Here is a 19,575-nt window from a genome sequence, read left to right on the forward strand (position 1 = left end):
GCCGCACCCGGGCAGGGAGGAGTTCACGATGATCCGTAGCCTTCACACTCTGGCCCTGTCTGCCGCCGTTGCCGCGGCCGTGACCATGGCCGCCACGGCGCAGGCCGCCCATCCGCTGGATGGCCTGAGCGCCGACGAATACCTGAAAATCAACGAAATCCTGCGGGCCAAGGGCATCGCCACCGACACCACGCTGTTTCCCTTGATCGAACTGGCGGAACCGGCGAAAGCCGACGTGCTGGCTTGGTCGCCCGGCAAGACACTGGACCGCCGGGCCAGCGTGCAGTTCACCAACGGCACAGGCTTTCAGGAAGCCGTGGTGAACATCTCCAAAGGCACCGTCGACAGCCAGAAGCCGATTCCCGGCCAGCCGATGGTGCTGTTTGACGAGTTCATGGGGGCGCAGCAGGCGGCAGTCACCCACCCGGATATGGTCGCAGGCCTTGCCAAACGCGGGCTGAAACCCGATCAGGTGTTCTGCCTGCCTCTGACAGTCGGCAGCTATTATTCCGGGCAGTACGGGGATGCCCGCCTGATGAAGGTGCCGTGCTACCTCAACCCTGAAGGATCCAACTTCTACGCCAAGCCGGTCGAAGGGCTGTATGCGCTGGTTGACCTGACCCGGAAAGAAGCGCTGAAGGTGATTGATACCGGCGTGGTGCCGGTTCCATCTGACCCTTGGGGCTACACGCAGGACGAAATCGCCGCCCGTGCCCCGCTGCGCCCGAAGATGAACCCCGCCACCGTGCAGCAGCCGGGCGGGCCGAACTTCAGGATCGACGGCAGCCATCTGGAATGGGATATCTGGCGCTTTAATTTCCGCATCGACAAACGGCCCGGTCTGGTGCTGTCAAACCTTGATGTGAAGGATGGCAACGACTGGCGGTCCGTGATCTACCAGACTCACCTGTCAGAAGTGTTTGTCCCCTACATGGACCCGAGCGAGGGCTGGTACTGGCGGACTTATATGGATTCGGGGGAATACGGTTTTGGTCTGTTCCTCAGCCCGCTGACCCCGGGAATCGATTGCCCGGCCCATGCCAGTTACCTGCCTGCCACCATTTCAGACGATGCCGGAAAGCCGCTGACCATCCCCAACGCCATCTGTGTGTTTGAACGCAACACCGGCGACCCGGCCTGGCGCCACTTTGAGGTGTTCGCCCAGACACCGGACAAGCCGGTTCCCGCAGAGGGGCGCCCGGCAACCGAACTGGTGATCCGCACCGCGTCGGAAGTCGGCAACTATGACTACCTGATTGATTACCGCCTGCAGCAGAACGGCCAGATCAACATCATGGTCGGGGCCACCGGACTGGATGCGGTGAAAGGCGTAGCATCAAAAACCATGCAGGACCCGACCGCTGCCGAAGATACCCGCTGGGGCACCCTGATCGCCCCCAATCTGGTGGCGGCCAATCATGACCACTACTTCAACTTCCGCATCGATTTTGACATTGACCAGCCGATCAATCACTTCGGCACCATGGATATCGTCCCCGCCAAGCTGGATGCCAAATCGCCGCGCAAATCAATGTGGACGGTGCAGCACACCATGCCGAAGGGGGAACTCGACGCCCGCTATAAACTCAGCGCCCTGCAGCCCCGGTTCTTTCACATCACCGACCCGCTGCGCAAAGGGCATCTCGGCCACGAGCCGGGCTGGATGATCCACCACGGCAACGTTGCTTACGGCCCGTTTGATTACGAGAAAGACTCACCGTTTAAGCGCAATGCCTACATCGAATATTCGGTGTGGAACACCGTCTATAACGCCGATCAGCGCTATGCCGGGGGCAAATACGCCCTGCAAAGCGACGGCACGGATACACTGGCCGAATGGGTTAAGGCCAACCGGCCGCTGATGCATCAGGATATCGTGACGTGGTTCACCGTCGGCTTCCATCACATCCCGTCGATGGAAAACTGGCCGGTGATGTCAACGGAATGGAAAACCGTCCATATCATGCCGCACAATTTCTTCGCCAATAATCCGGCCATGACCCTGCGGACAGACGACGGAAAATAAACCTTCTGTTTTGGAACAGATCCTTAAACCGTTGGGGTGCTGCCCGGGTCCGTCCTGCGGCAGCATCCCCTTTTTACTTTGGTGTTTTCCTCCGCCCGCCCTGCCTCTACGCTGAAAAGACCTGTCCCCACCGACAGGCCCAAAACGGGAGACCCGGAGCATACCGGGCACCAAGGGAGGTTTTGGAATGACGCAGACCCAGACTGCACCGGCACAGCCACACCTGTCATGGGTGCCCCTGTGTCCGTCGGCCTATGCGCCTTACGCCGTGGAAGACCTGAACGCGGATCTCGCGCGGATCTGTGGCACCTTCCGCATTGAGCCCCGCCCCGGTCAGGGCGGACAGATCCAGGGTGCCCTCAGCCGCCGTCATCTTGCCCGGTTTGACACCGCCGTCGTCTCTCTGGACGCTCACGCTGTGATCCGGGACCCGAAAATGATCCGCCGGGATCCCGGAAACTGCCTGTTTCTGCTGGTACAGGATGAAGGCACCAGCAGGATTGTGCAGGGGGACCGCATCACCGAACTGCGCCCGGGAGATCTGTATCTGGCCGACTCGACACTCCCCTCCGACTTTGTTTATACCTCGCGGCAGTCCCGGCAGATTTCTGTTCACCTGCCCCGCGATGAGACCGTACGACGGCTGGGGCGGCTGTGTACCGGCGGCATCGGCATCCACCGGGATGACCCCCTGTATCTGGCTCTGTATGGCGTGGTCGCCCGAGGTCTTTCCAGCACCCGATCCGGAGATGGCCCGCTGGGTGAGGCCCTGCTGAACATTCTCGGGGCCTATTTCCACGCCCTTGACCACCAGACCCCGCCCGGTGACCGGCGGGAAGACGGGGCCTATGCCGCCGCACTGCGGCATATCAGCCAGCATGCCACCGACCCGGATCTGGATATTGCCGCCATCGCCGTCGCCTGCGGCCTGTCACGCCGGACCCTGCAACGGCTGTTCGGGCGCAACGGGGACACCGTCAGCAGCCGGATTCTCACCACCCGGCTGGAAACCGCCTGGACCCGCCTGCACAGCACCGGCAGCGGCAGCGAAGAGTCCGTGGCCGCCATTGCCTTTGACTGTGGCTTCAATGATCTGTCGTATTTTTACCGGACTTTCCGGGCCCGGTATGGTCTGCCCCCCGGCGATCTCCGGCGTCGCCGCAGCCTGACACAATAATCCATCCCGGCTGGCACCGGACACCAAGACGGTCCCGCCCCGCCCCGTCACTCTCTTCCGTAACAGGGCCGGATATACCGGCCAATCCTAACGGGAGGGACCCCTGATGACCGACCTGATCATCGGTGGAGCATACCATGCCACCGCCAGCCGCTTTGACGTGCTCAACCCCGCCACCGGCACCCTTGCCGGGACCGCCCCCAACGCCAGCCGCGCTGACCTCGATGCTGCCGTCTCCGCTGCCAAAGCTGCCTTTGGGTCGTGGTCGCAACAGTCTGACGATCAGCTTCAGGCCGCCTGCCACGCGGCTGCGGATCACCTTGCCGCCCATACCGAGGAGCTCGCCCGGCTGGTGACACTGGAACAGGGAAAACCGCTGAATGGTCTGGGCTCCCGCTGGGAGCTGGGCGGGGCGGAGGCCTGGGCCCGGTACACCGCTGGCCTGTCCCTGCCGGTGCGGGTCTTGCAGGATGATGCCGCAGGCCGGATAGAGCTGCATCGCCGCCCACTGGGCGTTGTCGGCTCCATCACTCCCTGGAATTTTCCGGTGATGATAGCAGTGTGGCACATTCTGCCCGCCCTGCGGACCGGCAATACCGTGGTGATCAAGCCTTCCCCCTATACCCCTCTGGCAACGCTGCGGATGGTGGAACTCCTGAACCAGGTTCTGCCGCCGGGAGTGCTGAACATCATCACCGGCGATGACCGCAGCGAAAACCTTGGCGGCGCCATGGCGGCGCACCCGGATATCCGCAAGATTGTCTTCACCGGATCCTGTGGCACGGGGCAGAAGGTGATGCAGTCGGCGGCCACCACCCTGAAGCGCCTGACGCTGGAGCTGGGCGGCAATGATGCCGGGATTGTGCTACCCGATGCAGACCCGCAGCAGATCGCCGCCGGGCTGTTCTGGGGGGCCTTCCTGAACAACGGTCAGACCTGCGCCGCCATGAAACGCCTGTATGTGCATGACAGTGTGCACGATGCGGTGTGCGAGGCCCTGACGACCTACGCCCGCACCGTCAGGGTCGGTAATGGCCTGAACGAAGACAGCGCCCTCGGCCCGATCCAGAACGCCATGCAGTTTGATAAGGTGCGGCGGCTGGTCGAGGACGCAAAGACGCGGGGCACCGTGCTGTGCGGCGGTGAACCGGGGGACGGCCTGTTCTTTCCCCCGACCCTGATTGCCGGGCTGAAAAACGGCGATCCGCTGGTGGAGGAGGAACAGTTCGGCCCGGCCTTGCCGATTATCCGCTACAGCGATGTCAACGCCGCCATCCACGCCGCCAACGACAGCGCCAACGGCCTTGGCGGATCCGTCTGGTCAACAGACATCGACGCCGCCCGCGCTGTCGCCCAGCGGCTGGAATGCGGATCGGTGTGGATCAACAAACACGGGGCAATCCAGCCGAATGTTCCGTTCGGCGGTCGCAAAACCTCCGGCATCGGGGTGGAGTTCGGCGAAGACGGACTGGCCGAATATACCGATATACAGGCGATTTTCAGCTAACCGTGGCCTGCGCCATCAGTCGCAGGAACGCCTGTTGATGGAAAGCCTGCTGGACCGGGGAATAGCATTGCCCTTGCCCGACCGGACAGGCACGCCGGGCCAGACAGCCCGCCGCGACACAGCCACCCCGGTCCGGGCCCGTCAGTTCCGCCGCACAGCGGCCCGGCAGCGGCCCGGCGGGAGTGATGGCCTGCACCGGGCAGGCCGACAGACAGGGCCGGTCCCGGCAGCTCTCACAGGGTGAAGGCAGGACGACAGGAGAGGGGCCCGGCCACGGCATGGGCAGAATCAGCGCCGCCCGCACCGCATGCCACAGTCCGTAGACCGGATCCATCAGCAGGCCGGCCGGAGACGGATGCAGCCCCATCGCCCGCTGCAGCCACCTCTGAAACGGGTAAAACGGCGGTCCGCTGAACGGATAGAGCACCTGCGCCCCCCACTGTGCCGCCAGCGGATCCATCACCCGCTGCGTCCAGTCGTCCAAGGGATCCGCCACAGCCCTGAACTGCGACGGAGCCACCTGCCACAAGGCAGACCCGACCGACCCGACCAACACCAGACACCCGGTTCCCAGCCCGTCAGCCTCGGTCAACGTAAAGCCCCCGCGCAGGCACAGGCCGAGCGGTGCCACAGCCTGCCCCAGAAGCGCGAAGGGCCGCGCTCCGTCAGGAGGCAGCCCTTCCGTCACCATCAGGCGATCCGCCCTTACGCCGACTTGGCCGGGGTCGCCCACGGCTGGTCGCGGGTCAGCCCGTCTTCGAACGCGGCAATCTTATCAACCTTCTGCAGGGTCAGGCCGATATCGTCCAGACCGTTCAGCAGGCAATGCTTGCGGAAGGCATCGACCTCGAAGGAGATGCTGCCGCCATCCGGGCCGGTGATAACCTGATTTTCCAGATCAATGGTCACCACGGCATTGGCACCGCGGTTGGCATCATCCATCAGCTTATCAACATCCGCCTGCGGCAGACGGATCGGCAGGATGCCGTTCTTGAAGCAGTTGTTGAAGAAGATGTCAGCAAAGCTGGGAGCAATCACGCAGCGGATGCCAAAATCCAGCAGCGCCCACGGCGCATGCTCGCGGGAGGAACCGCAGCCGAAGTTCTCACCGGCAACCAGAATGCTGGCAGCACGGTACGCCGGTTTGTTCAGCACGAAATCCGGGTTTTCCGCCCCGGTGCCGTCATAGCGCATTTCGTCGAACAGGTTCTTGCCCAGCCCGGTGCGCTTGATGGTCTTCAGGAACTGCTTGGGGATGATCATGTCGGTATCGACGTTGATCATCGGCAGCGGCGCGGCCACACCCGTCAGCTTGGTGAACTTATCCATGGTGTCTGTACCCCTTGTATCAGCCCGCAGGCGGCTCAGCCTTTGTCAAACCGGCGATGACGCCACACCAGAACCGAGCCCAGATCGTCGTCTTCGGTTTCGGTCAGGACGTCTTCCTCAAAGAAGTCCCCGTCCTCGTCAAACAGGCGGTCGTCGGTGGAGAGAACCAGGGCCCGGGACAGCAGCTCGTCGGAAATCTGGATGTTGGACACCAGATCCCTGCCGCCGGTGTGGGCCGGATCAATCAGGACATAGGCCTGTGCGGTTTTATCAGCGGCCACCTGGGCCATATGCAGTCTCCCGGTCCGGTGAGAGCGGAGGCGGCTGGGCCGATCCGCCATCACCGTCCGTTTGCAGAAAAAGAGGGGACGGGCCGGATCCCCGGCCCGCCCACAACGGAGCGTCAGCCCGCCAGCAGCTTGCGCACGTCGGTCAGCTTGCCGGTGACGGCAGCGGCAGCCGCCATCGCCGGGCTGACCAGATGGGTCCGCCCGCCACGGCCCTGACGGCCTTCGAAGTTGCGGTTAGAGGTCGAGGCAGACCGCTGACCGGGCTCCAGCTTGTCGGCATTCATCGCCAGACACATGGAGCATCCCGGCTCACGCCACTCAAACCCGGCCGCCTTGAAGATCTCATCCAGACCTTCGGCTTCCGCCTGTTCCTTCACCAGACCTGAGCCCGGCACCACCAGCGCCTGCACACCTGCGGCAACCTGACGGCCTCTGGCGACGTCGGCGGCAGCCCGCAGATCCTCGATACGGCCATTGGTGCACGACCCGATGAAGACCACATCCACCGCGATATCGGTGATCGGGGTTCCGGCGGTCAGGCCCATGTATTCCAGCGAGCGGGCGGTGGCCTTGGCCTTGGCCTCGTCACGGGCATCAGCCGGGCTCGGCACCACGCCGGAAATGGCAATGGTATCTTCCGGGCTGGTGCCCCAGGTCACGGTCGGTTCGATCGACGGGGCATCAATTTCGATGACGGTATCGAAATGGGCACCTTCGTCGGTCTTCAGGGTCTTCCAATAGGCGACGGCAGCTTCGTAGGCAGCACCCTTCGGGGCCATCGGACGGCCCTTGATGTATTCGAAAGTCACTTCATCCGGGGCGATCAGACCGGCACGGGCCCCGGCTTCGATGGTCATGTTACAGACCGTCATCCGGCCTTCCATCGACAGCTTGCGGACCGCTTCACCGGCATATTCGATCACATAGCCGGTGCCACCGGCGGTACCGAGCACGCCACAGATGTGCAGGACCAGATCCTTGGCGGTGACACCCGGGCCGAGGTCGCCGTTGACCTGTACCAGCATGTTCTTCGCCGGGGCCTGAACCAGCGTCTGGGTGGCCAGAACATGTTCCACTTCCGAGGTGCCGATGCCGAAGGCAAGGCTGCCGAAAGCGCCATGGGTGGCGGTGTGCGAATCGCCGCAGACGATGGTCATGCCCGGCAGGGTGAACCCCTGTTCCGGCCCGACGATATGCACGACGCCCTGACGGATGTCAGACATCGGGAAGTACGGCACGCCGAATTCGGCGGCGTTCTTCTCCAGGGTCTCGACCTGAATCCGGCTTTCTTCGTTATCAATGCCTTTGGAGCGGTCGGTGGTCGGCACATTGTGGTCGGCAACCGCCAGAGTCTTCTCCGGGCGGGCAACCGGGCGGCCGGCCGTGCGTAGACCTTCAAAGGCCTGCGGGCTGGTCACTTCGTGCACCATGTGACGGTCGATGTAAATCAGGCAGGTCCCATCGGCCTGCACATCCACCAGATGGCTGTCCCAGATCTTGTCGAACAGGGTACGGGCCTTAGCCATGTCCGCTCTCTCCTCCAGCACTGTCCGGCGGGGCGACGGCAGCGGTGCCGTCGGGAAACCCTTGCCGGACATGAAAAAGCTCCGGAGGCGTTGCCACCCCCGGAGCACATGATGTGTCAGGGACCATCCTGTCGGAGTCGGTCCCGGACGGCAACGGGAACTTACGCCTTGGCAGCAGCGGCGGCGGCGGCAGCAGCTTCGCGGGCCTTGGCGTTGGCGGCCAGATCCTCGGCGATACGGGCAGAACGGCCGCGACGGTCACGCAGGTAGTACAGCTTCGCACGACGGACCTTACCGCGACGGACCAGCTCGATGCGGTCCACGGTCGGGGCGTACAGCGGGAACACACGTTCCACACCTTCACCGAAGGAGATCTTGCGGACGGTGAAGTTGGAGTTGATGCCAGCGTTCTTGCGGGCAATCACAACGCCTTCGTAAGCCTGCAGACGCTCACGGGTGCCTTCGACCACCTTCACGAACACGCGGACGGTATCGCCCGGGGTGAACACCGGAATGGTCTTGCCTTCGGTCAGACGAGCAATCTGCTCCTGATCGAGCTTTTCAATAATGTTCATGGAACTAACCCTCTTGCTCTTGCTTCTGCGCAACATACCGGTCCCACAGATCGGGCCGGCGTTGCCGGGTAATGTATTCCGACTGGCCGTGCCGCCATTCAGCGACCCGCGCATGGTGGCCCGAAAGCAAAACTTCCGGCACCATCCGGCCCTGCCAGTCAGCGGGCCGTGTATAGAGCGGATACTCAAGGAGTCCCCGCTCAAAACTCTCATCTTCCAGCGACTCGGTCTTACCGATAACACCGGGCAGCAGGCGGATCACCGCGTCCAGCATCACCTGCGCCGCGGTCTCGCCGCCGGTCAGAACGAAGTCTCCGACGGAAACTTCTTCCAGATCCCAGGCGTCGATCACCCGCTGGTCCACCCCTTCGTAGCGACCGCAAAGAATGGTCAGGGCAGGCTCGGCAGCCAGTTCCTTCACCAGATCCTGCGTCAGCACCCGTCCCCGGGGGGACAGATACAGCCTGCGTCCCTTGCCGGGCCACACTGCTGTCAGGGCAGCATCGATAACATCGGGCCGCATCACCATGCCAGCGCCGCCCCCGAAGGGGGTGTCATCAACAGAGCGGTGTTTATCGCGTGCAAAAGAGCGGATGTCCACTGTTTCCAGCGACCATTTTCCGTCGGTCAGCGCTTTTCCGATCAGGGAGTGCCCCAAGGCACCCGGAAACATCTCGGGGAACAGCGTCAGGACCCGGACAGCAAAAGGTTCCGCAGGGGAAACGCCGTCTTCCGCCCCGGAAACAGGAGATCCGGTCACTTCCAGTCCTCGTCCGGCCACTCTTCCGCCACCGGTTTGTCGGCAGCAGCCGACTCGGCAGCCTCGGCGTCCGCCTGCTTCCGGCCGGGGGACCGGCGGCGGGGGGCAGGATTGGGCTCAATCGGGCCTTCAAGCAGCCCCTCAATCGGCTCAACCACCACCTTACCACCGGCAACATCAATCACCGGAACGGCAGCCTTGGTGAACGGCACCATTGCCACACCGCCGATTTCACCCCGCAGTTCCAGCACATCTCCGGCGCCGAAATCAAACAGGGCCGTCACAACCCCCACCTTGGTCCCGTCAGGGAACACCGCCGACAGACCGATCAGGTCGGAGTGATAGAATTCGTCTTCGTCGTCCAGATCCGGCAGATCTTCACGACGGATATGCAGGCGCAGCCCTTTCAGGGCCTCGGCCTTATCGCGGTCGTCAACACCGTCGATCATGCACAGGACACTGCCCTTCTGCACGCCCAGAACCTCGAGTTCATACACCCGGGTGCCGGTATCGTCCGTCAGAGGGCCATAGGCGTCCAGCGCGTCGGGATCGGTGGTGAAGGGCTTCACCTTCACCACCCCCCGGACACCGTGGGCGCCGGCAACGACGCCCACACAGACGAGATCAGCCGGAGCAATCTCCGGAGAGGTCTTACCGCTGCTCATCGTCTGCAACAGTCTTATTCGCCAGCGGCTTCAGCAGCGGCGGCTTCGGCAGCGGCCTTGGCGCGCTCTTCAGCTTCGCGGATGCGCTCCTGGGCCTTCGCCTTCGGCAGGCTCTTCTTGGTCTGAGCCGGAACGGCCGGGGCAGCGGTGACACCGGCGATGCCCAGCAGACGGGCGACACGGTCGGTGGCAACAGCGCCGTTGGCGATCCAATGCTGGACGCGCTCGGTCTTCAGAACCAGACGCTCGGTGTGGTCAGACGGCAGAACCGGGTTGTAGACGCCCAGCTTTTCGATGAAACGGCCATCACGCGGGGAGCGGGAGTCAGCCACGACAACGCGGTAGAACGGACGCTTCTTGGCACCACCACGGGCGAGACGGATACGCAGGGACATTGCATTTACCTCAGGTTTTCAGAGTGAATGGAGAAAATCGAAAGAAACTTCAGATCTTACCGCTTTTTGCCGCCCCGGCGGCTGATCGCGGCGAGAACGTCGGGGGACAGGCCACCCGCACCGCCCAGACCGGGCAGCTTACCGGGGAACCCGGGCGGCAAGCCGCCCTTGGACAGCTGCGACAGGTCCGGCATCGGGCCGCCCAGTTCCGCCGGGTCCGGCATGCCGCCGCCCTTGCCGAACAGACCGCCGAGAGCCCCCATCAGGCCCTTCTTGCCGCCCATCTTTTTCATCTGCTTCATCATATCGGCCATCTGCTGATGCTGTTTCAGCAGGCGGTTGACGTCAGAGACATCGACCCCGGCACCGGCGGCGATACGGCGCTTGCGGCTGGCCTTCAGCAGATCCGGCTTGCGCCGTTCCTGCGGGGTCATCGACAGAATGATCGCTTCCTGACGGGCAATCACCTTGTTGTCGATGTTCGCCTCGTCGATCTGCTTCTTCATTTTGGAGATCCCCGGCATCATGCCAAGCAGCCCCTTGATATCGCCCATCTTCTTAATCTGACGGAACTGCGAGAGCATATCCTCCAGATCAAAGGAGCCTTCCATCAGCTTGGCGGCCATCTTGGCGGCGTCTTCCGCCTCGATGGTGGCGGCGGCTTTTTCCACCAGCGACACCACATCGCCCATGCCGAGAATCCGGCTGGCGATACGGTCCGGGTGGAAGCCTTCCAGCGCATCCAGCTTTTCGCCGACGCCCAGCAGCTTGATCGGCTTGCCGGTGACGGCACGCATCGACAGGGCGGCACCGCCACGGGCGTCACCGTCGATACGGGTCAGCACAATGCCGCTGATACCGATCTTTTCATTGAATTCGCGGGCCAGCGTCACCGCGTCCTGACCGATCATCGCATCGGTGACCAGCAGGGTCTCGGCCGGGGTGACGACATCGCGCACCGCCGCCACTTCATCCATCAGTTCCTGATCGATGTGCAGACGGCCGGCGGTATCAAGGATGACCACGTCATAGCCACCCTTGCGGGCAACATCCATGGCACGGGTGGCAATCGCCACCGGCATCTGACCGTCGACGATCGGCAGGGACTCAACGCCGATCTGCTCGCCGAGAATCGCCAGCTGCTTCTGTGCCGCCGGACGGTACACGTCGAGGGACGCCAGCAGGACCTTCTTCTTGTCGCGGTTTTTCAGCCGCAGGGCGATCTTGCCCGAGGTTGTGGTCTTGCCCGAGCCCTGCAGACCGACCATCAGCACCGGCACCGGCGGGGTGCGGTTGATGTTCAGCTCCGACTCGGTATCGCCGCCGCCCAGCATCTCGGTCAGGGCATCATTGACGATTTTGACCACCATCTGGCCGGGGGTGATCGAGCGGATCACATCCTGACCGACGGCACGTTCCTTGACGCGGTTGATGAAGTCTTTCACCACCGGCAGGGCAACGTCCGCCTCCAGAAGGGCGACCCGCACCTCCCGCATGGCGTCGTTGACATCGGATTCAGTCAGGGCGCCGCGACCGCGCAGCTTATCCAGAACCGACCCTAAGCGCTGTGACAGACCGTCAAACATACTCGCGTCCAATCCGTTGTTCACACCACCCTGCGGGCCAGCCCCGCCGGAAGTCGCAGCCTAATGGACAAACGCCATTGGCGCCAGTGCGCGTACTGTCGCGGACTGACGGACCCCCTCGGGAGCAAAATGCCCGAAGTAGCATGAATCCGGCCTTTGCCGGAGGGTGCCTTCTACGCCTCCCCCCGTGCCAAGTCAAGACAAAGCACGGCGGGAAGCGGTTTTGCGGCGAAAACCGGGCCTGCCTCTCAGCCCTTGGTGCCAAACAGACGGTCCCCGGCATCGCCGAGGCCCGGCAGAATGTAAGCCTGCTCATTCAGATGGGAGTCGAGGCTGGCAACATAGACTTTCACGTCCGGGTGCTTCGCGTTGAACACCCGCATCCCTTCCGGGGCGGCCACCAGCGCCAGAAACGTAATGTTCTCATCCGGCACGCCGTGGCGGTTCAGCACATCCACCGCATGCACCGCCGAATTGCCGGTCGCCAGCATCGGATCGACCAGAATAAACTGGCGCCCCTCGGCATCCGGCAGCTTGACCAGATATTCCTTCGGCATATGGGTGTCATGGTCACGGGCCAGCCCGACATGGCCGACGCGGGCGCCCGGCACCAGCTCCAGCAGGCCGTCAGCCATGCCGTTTCCGGCCCGCAGAATCGGCACAATCGCCAGCTTGCGCCCGGCAATCACCGGTGCATCCATTTCCTGCATCGGGGTGTTGATGCGTTCCAGCGCCAGCGGCAGGTCGCGGGTGACCTCATAGCCCATCAGCAGGGCGATTTCCTTCAGCAGCAGCCGGAATGTCCGGGTCGAGGTGCGGACATCACGCATGTGGGTCAGCTTGTGCTGGATCAGCGGATGATCGCAGACGGACAGATTGGGAAACTCGGCAACGTGCTTCATAAGGTCCTCGGAAAACAGAAAGGAGCGGTCCCTGCCGCTCCGCATTACAGGGCTTTATACCAGCCTTGTGAGAAAAAGAGGAGAGGGCCGAAAGGCCCCACCCCGTTAGCGCCGGGGGGATACGATCAGATCTGCCGCTGCCCGCCGGGGCGTCATGCGGTCAACCTTATCCAGCCTGCCCAGACGGAACAGCATCTGCACCTCCTGCCCCGGCCCGGCCAGCAGGGTCTGCACATCATGCCGCGCCGCCTGCGCCTCGGCAAAGTCGGCAAGCGTCCCGGAGAGCGGCTGAATGCCGACACCAAGAGCCGCAGCCTGCAGGTCAAGGCGCATATAGGCCCGGCCAACCCGGACCTGATCCTCCCGCCCGTTCTCTGCCGTCACCATCCAGGCAAAGGCCGACGCGGTTTCAGGCTGCCCGGCCACCCGGGCCATGGTGGTGCGCAGCAGATACGACTCGGGGTCGGTGAAGGCATAGCTGCCATACAGCAGGCGGATCGGCACCCCCATGGCATACGACAGCGGCACCCGGCCATCGCGGTGGCGGGCCACTTCATCGGGAGTCAGGCGGATAAACCGTGCCAGTTCCTGCGCGACTGACCCGGTTGCGGTTTCCAGCCGCAGACCTTCGAGCGCCAGCGCCCGCAACCTCTCAAACGCCGGGCCGCGGTCAAGATACCCGACCCCGACCCCGGATACAGACCGGGCCTCTGTCAACAGCGCCGTCCGCTCTGCCGAGGCCAGCGCCCGAGGGGAAAACGGCTGCAGGCTGGTGCGCCGGTTGCGGACCGATGCGAACAGCCCCGGCGGCAACACCGCCGCGTCCCGCTCCAGCACCACGGTTGCCACCGGGTGGGTGGCCATCTCCCGCGCGGTCTGGTACGGCCCATCGGGAAACAGGGTAATCGTCGCCTTATATCCTTCCGCTGCCGCCGCCATCGACAGCAGCTCGAGAAACGTGCCCTGACTGATCGTGGTCTGCCGGAAGGCCGGATCCGTGACCGGATGAAGGCGGTCAGCATCCACCAGAAGGTGCAGGGTATCGTCCCCCTCCAGCATCACCTTCCACGGCTGCAGATTGCAGGAGCTGGGGGCCAGACTGGCCCAACCGACCAGCCGCAGACGGATATCGCGGTCATAGACGGGCCCCTGCCACGGCCCATAGGCCCCATCATCGTCACCGATACACCCTGACAGCAGGGCCGGCGCGGAAGAGGCCGCCAACAAGCCGGTCAGAAAGGCCCGGCGGGTCACCGGGGGCAAGGAAGCCTTGGAAGGATGCAGGTGTCGTCTCATAGCGCGCAGGATGAGGAAGCCAGACCGGACAGGCAAGAGAAAAGGGCTGCCCCCGTCAGCCGGAGGCAGCCCTTTTTCTCAACAGACTCAATCCGTCAGTGCCCTGACGATCAGCCGTTCAGCTTGCTCAGCTCAGCCAGAATGGCGTCGCCCATGCCATCGGTGCCAACCTGGGTGCAGCCCGCCGCCATGATGTCACCGGTGCGGATACCGGCGTTAAGCACGTTCTGGGCCGCCTGATCGAGCAGGTCAGCCTCCTTCAGCAGGCCGAAGGAATACCGCAGCATCATCGAGTACGACAGAATGCAGGCCAGCGGATTGGCCTTGTTCTGCCCGGCGATGTCCGGGGCGGAGCCGTGGACCGGCTCGTACAGGGCGCGGCGCTTGCCACCGCCGAGATCACCGCCCAGCGAGGCCGACGGCAGCATGCCCAGCGACCCGGTCAGCATGGCGGCGCAATCGGACAGCAGATCGCCGAACAGGTTGTCGGTGACGATCACGTCAAACTGACGCGGGGTGCGGACCAGCTGCATGGCGCAGTTGTCGGCGTACATATGCTCCAGATGCACATCCTGATACTTGGCGTCGCGCAGCTTCTGCACTTCTTCCCGCCACAGCAGGCCGGATTCCATCACGTTGGCCTTTTCCACGCTGTGGACCCGACTGCCACGCTTGCGGGCGAGGTCAAAGGCCACTTCGGCAACGCGGATGATTTCGCTGGTGGTGTAGACCTGAGTGTTGATGCCACGGCGCTCACCGTTCGGCAGGGTCTCGATCCCGCGCGGCTGGCCGAAGTACACACCGCCGGTCAGTTCGCGGACAATCATGATGTCCAGCCCCTTGACCAGCTCCAGCTTCAGCGAAGACGCTTCGGCCAGCGCATCAAACACCAGCGCCGGGCGCAGGTTGGCGAACAGCTCCATATCCTTGCGCAGACGCAGCAGGCCACGTTCCGGCTTGACGGAGAAATCGAGGTTATCCCACTGCGGGCCACCGACAGCGCCCAGCAGCACCGCATCGGCATCCATGGCGCGCTGCATGGTTTCATCGGTCAGCGGGGTGCCATGCGCGTCGTAGGAGCAGCCGCCCACCAGACCTTCGGACACCGCGAAGTTGGTCAGACCCTTGCCGTTCATCCAGTCGATGATACGCTTCACCTGGGTCATCACTTCCGGGCCGATGCCGTCACCGGCGAGGATCAGGATATTCTTGGCGGTCATGGAACGGCGTCCTTAGCTGTCGGTCAGATAAAGAAAATTGCAGAAACCTGCAAAAAAGGCGGGCGGATGATACGAACCCGCCGCCTTTCCTGCAACAAAATATCCCAATCGCCTGAACAGGCAGGATCAGCCTTTCAGGGCCTGCCGGAAGTCAGCGATCAGATCGTTGGCGTCCTCCAGACCGACTGACACCCGCAGCAGTCCTTCGGTGATGCCCTGTGCCACCTTGTCATCCGGCGTAAGGCGCTGATGGGTGGTGGTGTAGGGGTGGCAGGCCAGCGTCTTGGAATCACCGAGGTTGTTGGAGATATGGGCCAACTTCAGGCGGTTGAGCAGAGAGAAGGCCCCCGCCTTGCCGCCCTTGACCTCCACCGCCAGCATGGTGCCACCGGCCTTCATCTGCGCCTGCGCCAGCGCTTTCTGCGGATGGCTGTCGAGCAGCGGATAGGCAACCCGGGCCACACCGGCCTCCGCTTCCAGTGCCTGCGCCAGGGCAAAGGCGGTCCGGCTGGCTTTTTCCACCCGCAGGTCAAGGGTTTCCAGCCCCTTCAGCAGCACCCAGGCGTTGAACGGGCTGAGGCTCGGGCCGGTATGGCGCAGGAACACGCCGAGAATATTCTCAATATACTCTTTGCTGCCCAGTACCGCGCCGCCCAGACAACGGCCCTGCCCGTCAATATGCTTGGTGGCCGAATACACCACGATATCGGCGCCCAGCTGCAGCGGGCTTTGCAGAATCGGGGTGGCGAAGACGTTATCGACAATCACCAGCGCCCCGGCCTGATGGGCCAGCGCCGACACTTTCGGCAGGTCGATCAGCTGTAAACCGGGGTTGGACGGGGTTTCCAGCAGCACAGCCTTCGTCGGCTGCGACAGCGCACGTTCCCAGCCTTCCAGATCGTCGGGATCGACGAACTCGGTGGTGACACCCCAGTGCGGCAGAATATCGGTCAGGATGTAAGTGCACGACCCGAACAGGGCGCGGCTGCCGACCACCCGGTCCCCCGCCTTCACCAGACAGGCCAGCGACGCAAAAATGGCCGCCATCCCGGTGGCGGTGGAGCGGCAGGCCTCCGCGCCTTCCAGCAGGGCCAGACGGTCTTCAAACATCTGCACGGTCGGATTACGGAAGCGGGAATAGACAAAGCGTTCCCGGGTGCCGTCGAAGGATTCCTCAGCCTCTTCCGCCGAGGCATAGACATAGCCGGAGTTCAGAAACAGCGCCTCTGCCGTTTCATCAAAACCGGACCGCAGGACACCGCCGTGCACCAGCCGGGTCGACGGCGCACAGGTGGCCAGAAACGCCGGATCCTTCACCACAGAGGACGGGCGGGTATCAACGGGAAGCTTCAGGGGGGTCTTATCGGAAGACATGGGTCAGGCCCTTCGTCAGAGTGAGTCCTGACCGGCGGGCCTGGGCAGACGTATCAGGGACTCTACCCGGACCTTTTAGCGAATTTTTTTACCGTGGCCGCAAGCCGGTCGCAAATCACCACGGGTACCGCAGGCAACAGGGCTGCATCGGGTACACCGTTTTCATAGCGCCGCTTGACGCAGCGTGCAAGCGTTTCTCAGCCGGAACATGCCGCCCCGCCCAGCACACAGAATTTGGCACAGTGCGGATGATTGAGCGGAACATCCGCTGCCGCATCAATCAGACTCGACCCCAGATCAAAACGCAGGTCATAGGGTAGCAGCGTACAGGCAATGACCGACAGATGCCCGGCCCCCCGCCGCCGCACCACCATGCGGCTGCTCGCACACATCATCTGATCCGGTGACTTTCCCAGAAGATCCCAGCAGGCGGTGGAGATTTCCGGCACCGGCTGCGTTTCATCCATTTCGGGGAACAGCACCAGAGCCCGACGGTCCTGCACATCCAACGGAATCCCCATCTGCTGGCAAAGGGCAGCGAACCCGGATCGCACCTGTGTTTCCGTTTCCCCGGCGGGCATCCGACAGGCCAGAGCCAGACGGACCCCAGCCTTTGCCAGCCCCGTCAGCCCCCACACCGCGGGCTGCCAGCTGCCCGGCCCGCGAACTGCCTCGTGCCCCGCCTGCGTATAATGGTCCAGCGACACCCGCAGGGTCAGTTGACCCGCATACTGTTTTGCCAGCGCGGTCACTCCGGCCAGATGATGGTGCAGGGGCTTCATCGCGTTGGTCAGCACCAACACCCGACAGCCTGTTTCCAGCGCCATTCTCAAAAGATGGATGATCTGCGGATGCATGAAGGGCTCTCCGCCGGTGAAACCGATCTCCTCCAGCGGTTTTCCGGCCCCAGCCGCCTGCGTCAGGCAGACCACCAGATCCTCTGGCGGGAACCAGACGAGGCGGTCATTCCGAGGACTGGACTCGATGTAACAGCCGGTGCAGGTGATATTGCACAAGGTGCCGGTGTTGACCCACAGGGTGCGCAGGGCCGACAGCCGGACCGACGCCCGTGGCGCACCGGTCAGTGTCCACTGTGGATCCTGAAATTTACCGGCAGTGCCCACGGCAGCCCCCTTTGCTTTGGTGATGACAGCAGAAAAGCTGCTGCGATCGTAAGCGGTTGCCTGCCAGAAGGCGATTCACCATCCCGTGAGGGAACAGAATGAAAAGGCACTTGCAAAGGCGGAAAAGCCCCCCTATAAAGAGCCTCCCTGACGGAGACGACTTTTCCTCCGCCAGCGCCCGGCGCGGGTGTAGCTCAATGGTAGAGCAGAAGCTTCCCAAGCTTACGACGAGGGTTCGATTCCCTTCACCCGCTCCAAAACCTCTTCAATAAAATCAAAAACTTACAACTAATCGAAAGATTGGTGGCGCTTGTCGCTTAGGGTTTTGTAAGGCTCCTGTAAGTCTGCGGACAGGACGCGCCGGAATGAGACTCCCGACGCATCCAATCAGGCTCATTCTCCGCCGTCTACCCAAGCTTCAAGATCTTCTTGGGTATAGAGGATAACACGGCCTCCGGGCTTCCTGAACTTCGGCCCCTTCCCCTGACACGCCCAGTTGGCAAGAGTCTTCGGCTGGACATGCAGAAAGGCGGCTGCCTGTTCACGGTTGAGATATCGCGGCTGAACTTCCATCTGGGTCTCCAGAAAATGAAAAAGCCCGCTCACTGGACTTGCCCGGAAAGAATGGAGAGCGTGCAAGCTAACCTTGCACGAAGGACACTCAGATGACGGGTTTGGGGATGAGGAAATTCACCGAGGATTTCAAACGCGAGGCGGTGCGTCTGGTTCAAACCAGCGGCCGGACCATCGAGCAGGTGGCGGACGACCTTGGGAGCGGGCGTTCGACGTTGGGCAAGTGGCTTGCCAAGCATCGTGATGCGGATTTGGCTGCGGGTCCGCACGAAGACACAGCCAAGGAACTGGCTCGGCTGCGCAAGGAAAATGAAATTCTGCGTGCCGAACGAGAATTACTAAAAAAAGCTGCGGCCTTCTTCGCCAGGGAAACAAGTCGATGATTTTCCGGCACATCGACGGTGCGAAGAAGGCCGACCTGTGCTTGGCCCGGACATGCGGCCTGTTTGGGGAGAGCACCAGCGGCTATTACGCCTGGAAAGGATGCAATCCCAGCCGTCGCCAGTTGGACGACATGGTGCTGCTGGCCCATATCCGCAGCCAGTTTCGCCTGTCGCATGAAACTTACGGCTCTCCCCGCATGACAGTGGAATTGCGCGAAGATGGGATCGCTGTCGGGCGGCATCGCGTCGCCCGGCTGATGCGTGAGAACGGTCTGAACGCCGTGCAAAGGCGTCGGTTCAAGAAAACCACCGACAGTGCCGACGACGACCCCGTCGCCCCCAACGTGCTGGATCGGGATTTCGCCGCTGATGGCCCCGACCAGAAATGGGGAGCCGACATTTCCTCTATCTGGACGGCGGAAGGCTGGCTGTATCTGGCGATCGTCGTCGACCTGTTCTCGCGGCGTATCGTCGGCTGGGCCACCAGTGACCGCATGAAGAAGGACCTCACCTTGACCGCCCTGAAACGGGCCTTGGCCACGCGTCAACCGCCGCGGGGCCTTATCCATCATTCCGACCGTGGCAGCCAATATTGCTCGGGCGACTATCGGAAGCTCTTTGCCGACTACAAGATCGTCGCCTCCATGATGCGGAAAAGGGAACTGTTACGACAATGCCATGGTCGAAACCGTGTTCAAGGCCATCAAATCCGAGATGATCAGGCGCACCATCTGGCAATCACGCTGCCAGGCCGATAACGCCATTGGCCGCTATATCGACGGATTCTATAATCCCGTCAGGCGACATTCTGCCCTGGGATACAAAAGCCCATGCCGCTTCGAGGTCGAAGCCGCATAATCGGAGAAA

General features: G+C 62.8%; 18 protein-coding genes, 1 tRNA gene, 1 pseudogene and 1 riboswitch. Of the genes and pseudogenes, 5 read left to right on the top strand and 15 right to left on the bottom strand.

Annotation, left to right across the window (positions count from 1 at the left end; translation table 11 throughout):
• Nucleotides 1-28 precede the first annotated feature (28 nt).
• The 3 genes from G365_RS0112010 (at nucleotide 29) to G365_RS0112020 (ending at nucleotide 4,710) form a co-directional block, all read left to right on the top strand.
• Entirely contained in the window at nucleotides 29-2,026 is a 1,998-nt protein-coding gene (locus G365_RS0112010; RefSeq protein WP_019645778.1) for a copper amine oxidase, read from the top strand.
• Between the two features lie 187 nt (nucleotides 2,027-2,213).
• Nucleotides 2,214-3,203, top strand: coding sequence for a helix-turn-helix domain-containing protein (locus tag G365_RS0112015; RefSeq protein WP_019645779.1), 990 nt, complete (start codon nucleotides 2,214-2,216; stop codon nucleotides 3,201-3,203).
• A 106-nt stretch (nucleotides 3,204-3,309) separates the two neighbouring features.
• Complete coding sequence (locus tag G365_RS0112020; RefSeq protein WP_019645780.1) at nucleotides 3,310-4,710, top strand: aldehyde dehydrogenase family protein; 1,401 nt, start codon at nucleotides 3,310-3,312, stop codon at nucleotides 4,708-4,710.
• Here G365_RS0112020 and G365_RS0112025 read toward each other — a convergent pair.
• From G365_RS0112025 to G365_RS0112090, 14 genes are all read right to left on the bottom strand, one after another.
• The gene (locus G365_RS0112025) at nucleotides 4,703-5,401 is read right to left on the bottom strand and encodes a 4Fe-4S dicluster domain-containing protein (RefSeq protein ID WP_019645781.1); all 699 of its coding nucleotides are present in this window, start codon (nucleotides 5,399-5,401) and stop codon (nucleotides 4,703-4,705) included. The two genes, G365_RS0112020 and G365_RS0112025, sit on opposite strands and share 8 nt — an antisense overlap.
• 14 nt (nucleotides 5,402-5,415) lie before the next feature.
• Nucleotides 5,416-6,039: a 3-isopropylmalate dehydratase small subunit gene (leuD, locus tag G365_RS0112030; RefSeq protein WP_019645782.1), complete on the bottom strand. Its 624-nt coding sequence runs from the start codon at nucleotides 6,037-6,039 to the stop codon at nucleotides 5,416-5,418.
• A gap of 35 nt (nucleotides 6,040-6,074) precedes the next feature.
• Entirely contained in the window at nucleotides 6,075-6,329 is a 255-nt protein-coding gene (locus G365_RS0112035; RefSeq protein ID WP_019645783.1) for a hypothetical protein, read from the bottom strand.
• A gap of 113 nt (nucleotides 6,330-6,442) precedes the next feature.
• Complete coding sequence (leuC, locus tag G365_RS0112040) at nucleotides 6,443-7,855, bottom strand: 3-isopropylmalate dehydratase large subunit (protein ID WP_019645784.1); 1,413 nt, start codon at nucleotides 7,853-7,855, stop codon at nucleotides 6,443-6,445.
• Between the two features lie 161 nt (nucleotides 7,856-8,016).
• The gene (rplS, locus tag G365_RS0112045) at nucleotides 8,017-8,430 is read right to left on the bottom strand and encodes a 50S ribosomal protein L19 (RefSeq protein WP_019645785.1); all 414 of its coding nucleotides are present in this window, start codon (nucleotides 8,428-8,430) and stop codon (nucleotides 8,017-8,019) included.
• 4 nt (nucleotides 8,431-8,434) lie between these two features.
• Nucleotides 8,435-9,121, bottom strand: coding sequence for a tRNA (guanosine(37)-N1)-methyltransferase TrmD (gene trmD / locus G365_RS0112050; RefSeq protein WP_026345317.1), 687 nt, complete (start codon nucleotides 9,119-9,121; stop codon nucleotides 8,435-8,437).
• A 65-nt stretch (nucleotides 9,122-9,186) separates the two neighbouring features.
• Nucleotides 9,187-9,855 carry a ribosome maturation factor RimM gene (gene rimM, locus G365_RS0112055; RefSeq protein WP_019645787.1) on the bottom strand — a complete coding sequence of 223 codons (669 nt, stop codon included), beginning with the start codon at nucleotides 9,853-9,855 and terminating at the stop codon, nucleotides 9,187-9,189.
• Between the two features lie 14 nt (nucleotides 9,856-9,869).
• Nucleotides 9,870-10,250, bottom strand: coding sequence for a 30S ribosomal protein S16 (rpsP, locus tag G365_RS0112060; RefSeq protein ID WP_019645788.1), 381 nt, complete (start codon nucleotides 10,248-10,250; stop codon nucleotides 9,870-9,872).
• A gap of 56 nt (nucleotides 10,251-10,306) precedes the next feature.
• Entirely contained in the window at nucleotides 10,307-11,836 is a 1,530-nt protein-coding gene (ffh, locus tag G365_RS0112065) for a signal recognition particle protein (RefSeq protein ID WP_019645789.1), read from the bottom strand.
• A gap of 248 nt (nucleotides 11,837-12,084) precedes the next feature.
• The gene (gene upp, locus G365_RS0112070) at nucleotides 12,085-12,738 is read right to left on the bottom strand and encodes a uracil phosphoribosyltransferase (protein ID WP_026345318.1); all 654 of its coding nucleotides are present in this window, start codon (nucleotides 12,736-12,738) and stop codon (nucleotides 12,085-12,087) included.
• Nucleotides 12,739-12,843: 105 nt separating this feature from the next.
• Nucleotides 12,844-13,962 carry an Acg family FMN-binding oxidoreductase gene (locus tag G365_RS21315; protein ID WP_155976242.1) on the bottom strand — a complete coding sequence of 373 codons (1,119 nt, stop codon included), beginning with the start codon at nucleotides 13,960-13,962 and terminating at the stop codon, nucleotides 12,844-12,846.
• A gap of 182 nt (nucleotides 13,963-14,144) precedes the next feature.
• On the bottom strand, nucleotides 14,145-15,254 hold the full coding sequence (gene leuB / locus G365_RS0112080) for a 3-isopropylmalate dehydrogenase (RefSeq protein ID WP_019645792.1): 1,110 nt from the start codon (nucleotides 15,252-15,254) through the stop codon (nucleotides 14,145-14,147).
• 126 nt (nucleotides 15,255-15,380) lie between these two features.
• Nucleotides 15,381-16,628, bottom strand: a complete 1,248-nt coding sequence (metZ, locus tag G365_RS0112085) for an O-succinylhomoserine sulfhydrylase (protein ID WP_019645793.1) — start codon at nucleotides 16,626-16,628, stop codon at nucleotides 15,381-15,383.
• 55 nt (nucleotides 16,629-16,683) lie between these two features.
• Nucleotides 16,684-16,760: riboswitch (SAM riboswitch) on the bottom strand.
• Between the two features lie 65 nt (nucleotides 16,761-16,825).
• Nucleotides 16,826-17,752 carry a radical SAM protein gene (locus G365_RS0112090; RefSeq protein WP_019645794.1) on the bottom strand — a complete coding sequence of 309 codons (927 nt, stop codon included), beginning with the start codon at nucleotides 17,750-17,752 and terminating at the stop codon, nucleotides 16,826-16,828.
• A 183-nt stretch (nucleotides 17,753-17,935) separates the two neighbouring features.
• Between G365_RS0112090 and G365_RS0112095 the strand changes: the two genes are divergently transcribed.
• Nucleotides 17,936-18,009 (top strand) — tRNA-Gly (locus tag G365_RS0112095).
• Nucleotides 18,010-18,145: 136 nt separating this feature from the next.
• On the opposite strand, the gene G365_RS0112100 is transcribed toward G365_RS0112095, so the two are convergent.
• Nucleotides 18,146-18,325: a helix-turn-helix transcriptional regulator gene (locus G365_RS0112100; RefSeq protein WP_043742340.1), complete on the bottom strand. Its 180-nt coding sequence runs from the start codon at nucleotides 18,323-18,325 to the stop codon at nucleotides 18,146-18,148.
• A 92-nt stretch (nucleotides 18,326-18,417) separates the two neighbouring features.
• Between G365_RS0112100 and G365_RS21320 the strand changes: the two are divergent.
• Nucleotides 18,418-19,566, top strand: a pseudogene (locus G365_RS21320) (IS3 family transposase).
• The last annotated feature ends 9 nt before the right edge of the window (nucleotides 19,567-19,575 follow it).

Source organism: Novispirillum itersonii subsp. itersonii ATCC 12639, assembly GCF_000381985.1.
Taxonomy (GTDB): Bacteria; Pseudomonadota; Alphaproteobacteria; order Rhodospirillales; family Rhodospirillaceae; genus Novispirillum; species Novispirillum itersonii.

Excerpts from the sequence above, each read along its gene's own strand:
- upp (WP_026345318.1), bottom strand. The coding sequence starts at position 12,738 with ATGAAGCACGTTGCCGAGTTTCCCAATCTGTCCGTCTGCGATCATCCG.
- rimM (WP_019645787.1), bottom strand. The coding sequence starts at position 9,855 with ATGAGCAGCGGTAAGACCTCTCCGGAGATTGCTCCGGCTGATCTCGTC.
- leuB (WP_019645792.1), bottom strand. The coding sequence starts at position 15,254 with ATGACCGCCAAGAATATCCTGATCCTCGCCGGTGACGGCATCGGCCCG.
- G365_RS0112015 (WP_019645779.1), top strand. The coding sequence starts at position 2,214 with ATGACGCAGACCCAGACTGCACCGGCACAGCCACACCTGTCATGGGTG.
- G365_RS0112020 (WP_019645780.1), top strand. The coding sequence starts at position 3,310 with ATGACCGACCTGATCATCGGTGGAGCATACCATGCCACCGCCAGCCGC.
- rplS (WP_019645785.1), bottom strand. The coding sequence starts at position 8,430 with ATGAACATTATTGAAAAGCTCGATCAGGAGCAGATTGCTCGTCTGACC.
- leuD (WP_019645782.1), bottom strand. The coding sequence starts at position 6,039 with ATGGATAAGTTCACCAAGCTGACGGGTGTGGCCGCGCCGCTGCCGATG.
- leuC (WP_019645784.1), bottom strand. The coding sequence starts at position 7,855 with ATGGCTAAGGCCCGTACCCTGTTCGACAAGATCTGGGACAGCCATCTG.
- G365_RS0112100 (WP_043742340.1), bottom strand. The coding sequence starts at position 18,325 with ATGGAAGTTCAGCCGCGATATCTCAACCGTGAACAGGCAGCCGCCTTT.
- rpsP (WP_019645788.1), bottom strand. The coding sequence starts at position 10,250 with ATGTCCCTGCGTATCCGTCTCGCCCGTGGTGGTGCCAAGAAGCGTCCG.
- G365_RS0112010 (WP_019645778.1), top strand. The coding sequence starts at position 29 with ATGATCCGTAGCCTTCACACTCTGGCCCTGTCTGCCGCCGTTGCCGCG.
- G365_RS0112025 (WP_019645781.1), bottom strand. The coding sequence starts at position 5,401 with ATGGTGACGGAAGGGCTGCCTCCTGACGGAGCGCGGCCCTTCGCGCTT.
- G365_RS0112035 (WP_019645783.1), bottom strand. The coding sequence starts at position 6,329 with ATGGCCCAGGTGGCCGCTGATAAAACCGCACAGGCCTATGTCCTGATT.
- metZ (WP_019645793.1), bottom strand. The coding sequence starts at position 16,628 with ATGTCTTCCGATAAGACCCCCCTGAAGCTTCCCGTTGATACCCGCCCG.
- ffh (WP_019645789.1), bottom strand. The coding sequence starts at position 11,836 with ATGTTTGACGGTCTGTCACAGCGCTTAGGGTCGGTTCTGGATAAGCTG.